The sequence below is a fragment of the Martinezella sp. CNPSo 3795 genome, from assembly GCF_057784475.1.
In genome coordinates, this window is the sequence record NZ_JBXSOQ010000013.1 from 161,550 (window position 1) to 168,121 (window position 6,572).

Here is a 6,572-nt window from a genome sequence, read left to right on the forward strand (position 1 = left end):
GGATATTCACAATAAGCAAGCCGGATATCCATCACCAGACGATCGGATGCGTTTCCCCGGTTGCGACATTGACGAAACCTTCCGGCGCCCTTTCGGAGGGCGCGACCAGAACCCAGCGCCAGGGCGCGCAGGTGAGCGTCGCGAAGGAAAGCCGCTCAGGAAAGCCCGGCCACCAGCGCGGTGAGAAGGTCGGCTCATACATCCAATCGATCTCGGCGCCGGCCTTATACAGCGCCTGCATCTCCGCATCCAGCTCCTCGGCCGAGCGCGCCGTCATCAGACCGCCGACTTCATAGCGGACACGGGCGACGACCTTTCCGCCCGAAACCAGCACCCAGCCGCCCTGCTGATCCTTCAGCGCATTGGCGACCATGGCCATGGCTTCATCGGAGGAGCCGACCACCCAGATATTGTGCTTATCGTGGCCGAGCGTTGCGCCAAGGGCGGTATCCGGCGTGCGCGGGCCAGTGCCCAGCCAGAACATGCGCGCGACCTTGGCCTCGCCGGAAAAGCGGTCGACGATCGCGAATTTCGTGACGTTACGATCATGATCGCGCTGAACGGCGCCATCGCGAACCGGCAGATCCATCGTGATGAAATCATCGGCCCAGTGAAACGGCCGCAGCAGTGCGGCCGTGGCCGTGTCGGACGCTGATGGAGCGGCAATGCGAAAATCTTCCGCCATGACGGTCCGGTCGATGCGGACCGTCTGCGTTGCCCATGCCGGCCAGTCGATCTCCGGGCGAACGCCGACGAAGGCCTTGCCTTCGGCTGCCGGCTTGCCATCGGCCCAGACCTTGGCAATCGACAGCGTCTTCACATCGTCCAGCAGCACGATATCGGCAAAACGGCCGGGCGCGATCGAGCCGACCCATGGCGTCAGCCGCATATGCCGGGCAGGATTGATCGTCACGCATTGAATGGCAATTTCCGGCGACAACCCATTCTCAATTGCCAGCCGGACATTATAGTCTGTCGCGCCGATCTTCAGCGTATCGCTGGCGCTGCGATCGTCAGTGACGAAGGCGATCTGCGACCAGTCGGATAGGCCTTTATCGATCAACCCCTTGATCACCTCGGGCAGGGAATGCGGCCTGAGCTCGATGAAGAGGCCATGCGTCAGCTTCTCCCAGATCTCGTCGAGAAACCAGCCCTCGTGATCGGAAGCGAGTCCGGCGCCGGCAAAAGCATTGATCGACGCCAGATCGCGCAGGCCCGCGCCATGACCCTCGACCACGCCGCGCTGTTCGAAGGTGGCCCGGATCATGCCCCAAAGGCGATCGTAAGCCGGATTCTCCGGGTTGCTCACCGACGGCCAGTCCATGACTTCGTCAAGGCCGGCCACCATCAGGCTTTCACGCAGAAACGACTGCTGCTCGTCATAGCCGAAGTGACCGCCGCCCCATTCGTAAGCCGTCGGCGGCACGGCCGATCCCGGCAGAGGAAATATCTTCATCGGCGAGCCGCGGCGGCGCGCTGCCAGCCAGAATTCCAGATTGCGGGCGCCGTTCACATTGGAAAACTCATGGCTCGCCTCGCAAGTCCAGGTGACACCATGCGGCATGACCAAAGCCGCTTCCCATTCCGGCGTCAGATGCGAGCTTTCGATATGCTTGTGCGCTTCCCCGAAACCGGGAACGGCTGCGAGATGCGGCTCGTGCACACGCTCGCTCACCTCACCCTGATAACTGCCGGCCGGACCGACATAGGCGATCCGCCGGCCTTTGATGACGATTTCCTGATCGTCCAGCCAGGTACGGCTATGCACATCCAAAAGCCTGCCGACACGCAGCAGGCGATCCGCAGGGCGGCGGCCGAGCGCGGTCAGCGTCAGATCCTGACGGATCAGCACTTCGTCTTCCGCATTGATGAGCAGATCGTCGGGAAGGGTCGTTTTCGGGGATGTCATGGGACGCATGCCTAAGGGATATTCGGTCGATTGAGGGTAGAGATGACCGATCCGCGTGTAAAGTTGCCTGACCTACCGGCAGAATAATCGCATGTTAAATGAAGGTATTGCTGCGTTATTCCTTTTCCCAAGGAGCAGGGCTATCGCATATGGAGCGGATGGGCACCGGAAGCTCCTTCTCCCCTCGGGGAGAAGGTGACCCGAAGGGTCGGATGAGGGGCTATCAGTTTGAATTCATGGATTTTTGTGCGTTTGGTGGGCACCCCCTCATCCGCCTGTCGGCACCTTCTCCCCGAGGGGAGAAGGGGAGGTGGCAACGACTTCAGCTCATATGCGATAGCCCTTCTCCCGAGGAGGGAGAGGAGTTCGCGGATCTCAACGATGTGTAATGGCCAGACGTCCTAGCGTGACGCGACATATTCATCCCATCAAAGGCAAAAACCGCCACCCTGCCCATTTGTTGGGCTTGTAAAGCCGGTGCTCGAAAAATAGTATCCTGCAAGCTTGAAACATATGCCCGATTTCATTGACCAAAAGGATTTAGAGAATGAACGGCCTCACCCTTGCCCGTGTCGCGGGATTTGTTCTCCTTGCCGCGGCAACTGCGATGCCGGGCTTCGCCCAGGCAAAGACGCTGACTATCTCCTGGTGGGGCTATAATGGCGAGAAGATGCAGGCCAACATCATCGAGCCCTTCAAGAAGATCTGCGGCTGCGATGTCGTTTTCGAAACCGGCAACAATGCCGACCGCCTCAACAAGCTGAAGCTGCGCGGCGGTAAGGGCGTCGACGTCATCTATCTCACGGACAGCTATTCGCAGCTCGGCATCCAGCAGGGTCTCTTCCAGGAAGTCGACCGCAGCAAGCTCCCCAACCTTGCCGATCTCTACGATATCGCCAAGGCACCGCAAGGCAATTACGGCCCCGCCTACACGATCGGCCGCATTGGTATCGTCTATGATACGGCGAAGGTGAACCCACTGGTTTCCTCCTGGAACGATCTCTGGCGCGACGACCTGAAGGGCGCCGTTTCGCTTCCCGGCATCACCACAACGGGCGGGCCGCTGACGGTGCTCCAAGCCGGCAAGCATGCCGGCGCCGATCCCTATGCCGATGCCGACAAGGCCTTCGAAGCTATCGAGGCGCTAAAGCCGAATGTCGTCAAGAACTATAATACCGGCTCCGAACTGGTGAACCTGATCTCGACGGGTGAGGCCAAGGTGGCGATAACGCAGGATTTTGTTCTGTCATCCCTGCGATCGGCCGTTCCGACGATGGCCTGGGCCGATCTCAAGGATGGCGATATCGCCGTCCTCAACACCGTCAATATTCCGAAGGGCTCGGAAAACGTCGAGCTCGCGCATCAGTTCATCAACTTCATCCTGTCGAAGGACGTGCAGCAGGCGGAAGCCGAACAGGGCGTCGATGCGCCGGTCTCGACCAAGGTGATACTGCCACCGGAAAAGGCCAAGCTCTGGACCTACGGCGCCGAAATGATCGCCAAGCTCAGCCGTATCGACTATCAGAAGCTGATCGAGGCGCAACCGGATTGGGTCGACCGCTGGAACGAGATCTTCGGAATGTAACAGGGGCATGCCGCACTTCATGCGGCGTTCTCACGGAATTTGGTTGATGAAGCATTTGGTGAAATGGGGTTTGGCGGCGCCGGCGATTCTCGCCGTAACGCTCTTCCTGCTCGTTCCCGTCGTCATTACGATTGCGGCGACTTTTGGCGAACCCAAGGGGATTTTCTCCCCCTACGTCGCCTTCTTTTCCAGCGGCTTTCGCCGCACCGTGCTTTTCAGGACGATCGAAGTGGCGCTGATCACGACGGCGATCTCGCTGTTTATCGGCTTCGTCGCCGCCTATGTCATCGCGCAGATGCCGGGCCGCGCCAAAAGCGTGATGATCATCGCCGCCGTCTTTCCGCTGCTGACTGGCGTCGTCGTGCGCTCCTTCGCCTGGCTGATCATTCTCGGCAAGAACGGCATTCTGAACACCATCCTCTTGTCGATCGGCCTCATCAGCGAGCCGCTCTCGATGCTCTATACCGAAGGCTCTGTGATCGTCGCGATGGTCTATCTCTTCGTGCCCTTGATGATCCTGACGCTTGTCGGCGTGCTTGAAGGCATACCGCAGGATTTGATCCAGGCGGCGACATCGCTCGGTGCTACGCCGGCCGCAACCTTCCGGCAGGTCATCCTGCCGCTTGCCACGCCGGGCCTGATCGTCGGCGCGGTGCTGGTTTTCACCGGCAGTTTCACCTCCTACGCCACGCCGCAGCTGCTTGGCGGCGAAAAGCAGATGATGATGGGCACCTTCCTCTATCAGCGCGCCATGGTCACCTTCGATTGGGTCGGCACCTCGACGATCGCCGCCATCATGGTGGTGGTCACGATCGGCATTGTCGCGATCATGAGCCGTCTCGCGCGACGGCTGAACCCGATGGCAGTGTGATCATGACAAGAACGGTCCATCCCGCGCTCATCGCTTTCACCGCCCTCGTCTTCCTGTTCCTGCTGGCGCCGCTCATCATCATCATCGGCGCCGCTTTTAGCGACACGACCTATCTCACCTTCCCGCCGCAGGGCCTGACGCTTCACTGGTTCTCGAACATCTTCCAGATCGAGGCCTTCCGCACGACGGCGATCACCAGCCTGGAGCTTGCCTTCCTCGGAACGGCGCTGTCGCTGCTGATCGGCATTCCCGCCGCCTATGCCATCAGCCGTTACAGGATTGAATTACCGCGCTGGCTTTCGACGCTCTTCGTGCTGCCGATCCTCGTTCCGGAAATCGTCTTCGGCTTTTCACTGATGAAATCGATCACCATCGGGCTCGGGCTGCCGATCTTCCCGAGCCTCCTGATCGGCCATGCGCTACTGGTGCTGCCCTATTCGGTGCGCGTCGTCAGCGCGAGCCTCGCGAGCTTCGATTTCTCGATCGAAGAGGCCGCGATCAGCCTCGGTTGCCCACCCCTGAAGGCCTTCACGACCGTGGTGCTGCCGAATATCCGCGCCGGCGTCATTGCCGCCTTCATCCTTGCCTTCATCACATCGATCAACGATGTCTCCGTCTCGGTCTTCCTGACAGGCCCCGGCATCTCCACCCTTCCGATCCAGATCCTTGCCCACATGGAACAGTTCTTCGACCCGACCATCGCCTCGGTTTCCGTGCTGCTGATGCTCGTCACCGTCGCCGTCATGGCGATCGTCGAGGCGACCCTGGGCCTCACATTCCTGACGAAGTAGCTGCCCGTGACCGTATCGCTCTCCATCAATTCCATCAGCGCCCATTACGGCAAGACGGCCGTCCTGCAGGATCTTTCGCTTTCCGTCGCCGCCGGCGAGCTCGTCTCGCTGCTCGGCTCAAGCGGCTGCGGCAAGACGACGACGTTGCGGCTCGTCGCCGGCTTTCTGCAGCCGACAAGCGGCACGATCAAGCTCGGTGACCGCGATCTCACGACACTGCCGGCACATGCCCGGGATATCGGCCTGGTGTTCCAAAATTACGCGCTCTTTCCGCATCTGACGGTACTTGAGAACGTCGCCTTCGGCCTCAAGCAGCGCCGCATACCGACACAGGAACGCCGGCAAAAGGCAGCCGCCATGCTGGAGCGCGTCGGCCTTTCCGGCCTCGGCGATCGCCTGCCCGGCGCACTCTCCGGTGGCCAAAAGCAGCGTGTCGCATTGGCGCGCGCCCTCGTCATCGAGCCGCCGCTCCTGATGTTCGACGAACCGCTCTCCAACCTCGATGCCAAGCTCAGGGTCGATATGCGCGTCGAGATACGCCAGTTGCAGCGCGCCAATGGCACGACCTCGCTTTACGTGACCCACGATCAGGAGGAAGCCTTCTCAATCTCGGATCGCGTCGCCATCATGAATGCCGGTCGCATCATGCAGCTCGGCACACCGGAGACCCTCTACCGCAAGCCTGCCAACAGCTTCGTCGCCCGCTTCGTCGGCTTCGAAAACCTGCTGCCGCTGCAAGTCGTCGGTCGGGCGGGCGCAGTGGTGACAGCCGAGGCTGCGGGCGGTGCAAGGATCATTCTGTCGCAGGACGATTTCGGGCCGATCCCGGACAGTTTTGTCCTCGGCTGCCGCGCGGACGGGCTTTCGGTTCGACGCGAAGGCAACGGCCTGCCGGCGATTCTGGGAACACGCACCTATCTCGGCCGCGCCTATCAATACCAATGCGAAACGGCGGCCGGTGCTATCGTCGCCAATGGCGCCTTGTCGGAGCCGATGGCGGCCGGAGATGCCGTCGTGCTTGTACCCGTGCCTGAGCAATGCTGCATTCTTCAGCCGGAGCAATAGAATTCAGGCTTCCACCTCTTTTTGTGAGCTATAATTGCAATCGCCATCGGCGGGTAGCCTTTGCGCCAATGCTATTGTGTGTATTGGGGGACGCTTGGTTCCGTGTTGCTGCATTGTTTGGTTTGCTGTTGTTTTGGAGGCATGAGGCGTTGGCAAGACGCACAAAGCCGGCGTTAGGCGGGCCTTTGAGGGGTAATATTGGTTGCGGGGGCAGGATTTGAACCTGCGGCCTTCAGGTTATGAGCCTGACGAGCTACCGGGCTGCTCCACCCCGCGCCAGCGCAAATCGCGGAGCGATTTGTCGCGAGTAGCAAGCCTTAGGCTTGCGTCATCCACGATAAACCGCGGAGC

At 60.6% G+C, this 6,572-nt stretch carries 5 protein-coding genes and 1 tRNA gene; 4 read left to right on the forward strand and 2 right to left on the reverse strand.

Annotated elements, in window-relative coordinates; all coding sequences use genetic code 11:
• Nucleotides 1–31: 31 nt before the first annotated feature.
• Nucleotides 32–1,909, reverse strand: coding sequence for an adenine deaminase (locus tag AC13QY_RS27735; protein ID WP_488494332.1), 1,878 nt, complete (start codon nt 1,907–1,909; stop codon nt 32–34).
• Nucleotides 1,910–2,516: 607 nt separating this feature from the next.
• Between AC13QY_RS27735 and AC13QY_RS27740 the strand changes: the two genes are divergently transcribed.
• The 4 genes from AC13QY_RS27740 to AC13QY_RS27755 are packed head-to-tail and all read left to right on the forward strand — an operon-like array spanning nt 2,517 to nt 6,221.
• The gene (locus AC13QY_RS27740; RefSeq protein WP_488494339.1) at nt 2,517–3,494 is read left to right on the forward strand and encodes an ABC transporter substrate-binding protein; all 978 of its coding nucleotides are present in this window, start codon (nt 2,517–2,519) and stop codon (nt 3,492–3,494) included.
• Between the two features lie 46 nt (nt 3,495–3,540).
• Nucleotides 3,541–4,365 (forward strand): ABC transporter permease, encoded by an 825-nt coding sequence (locus AC13QY_RS27745; RefSeq protein ID WP_488494333.1) that lies wholly within the window; start codon nt 3,541–3,543, stop codon nt 4,363–4,365.
• Nucleotides 4,365–5,156, forward strand: a complete 792-nt coding sequence (locus tag AC13QY_RS27750; protein ID WP_488494340.1) for an ABC transporter permease — start codon at nt 4,365–4,367, stop codon at nt 5,154–5,156. The genes AC13QY_RS27745 and AC13QY_RS27750 overlap by 1 nt, the downstream gene beginning before the upstream one ends.
• A 6-nt stretch (nt 5,157–5,162) precedes the next feature.
• Nucleotides 5,163–6,221: an ABC transporter ATP-binding protein gene (locus AC13QY_RS27755; RefSeq protein WP_488494334.1), complete on the forward strand. Its 1,059-nt coding sequence runs from the start codon at nt 5,163–5,165 to the stop codon at nt 6,219–6,221.
• 199 nt (nt 6,222–6,420) lie between these two features.
• Here AC13QY_RS27755 and AC13QY_RS27760 read toward each other — a convergent pair.
• Nucleotides 6,421–6,497: transfer RNA gene (locus AC13QY_RS27760), tRNA-Met, on the reverse strand.
• Nucleotides 6,498–6,572 lie beyond the last annotated feature (75 nt).

What these genes read in the sequence shown, in the direction of transcription:
- AC13QY_RS27745 (WP_488494333.1), top strand. Translation starts at nt 3,541, where the DNA reads ATGAAGCATTTGGTGAAATGGGGTTTGGCGGCGCCGGCGATTCTCGCC.
- AC13QY_RS27740 (WP_488494339.1), top strand. Translation starts at nt 2,517, where the DNA reads ATGCCGGGCTTCGCCCAGGCAAAGACGCTGACTATCTCCTGGTGGGGC.
- AC13QY_RS27735 (WP_488494332.1), bottom strand. Translation starts at nt 1,909, where the DNA reads ATGACATCCCCGAAAACGACCCTTCCCGACGATCTGCTCATCAATGCG.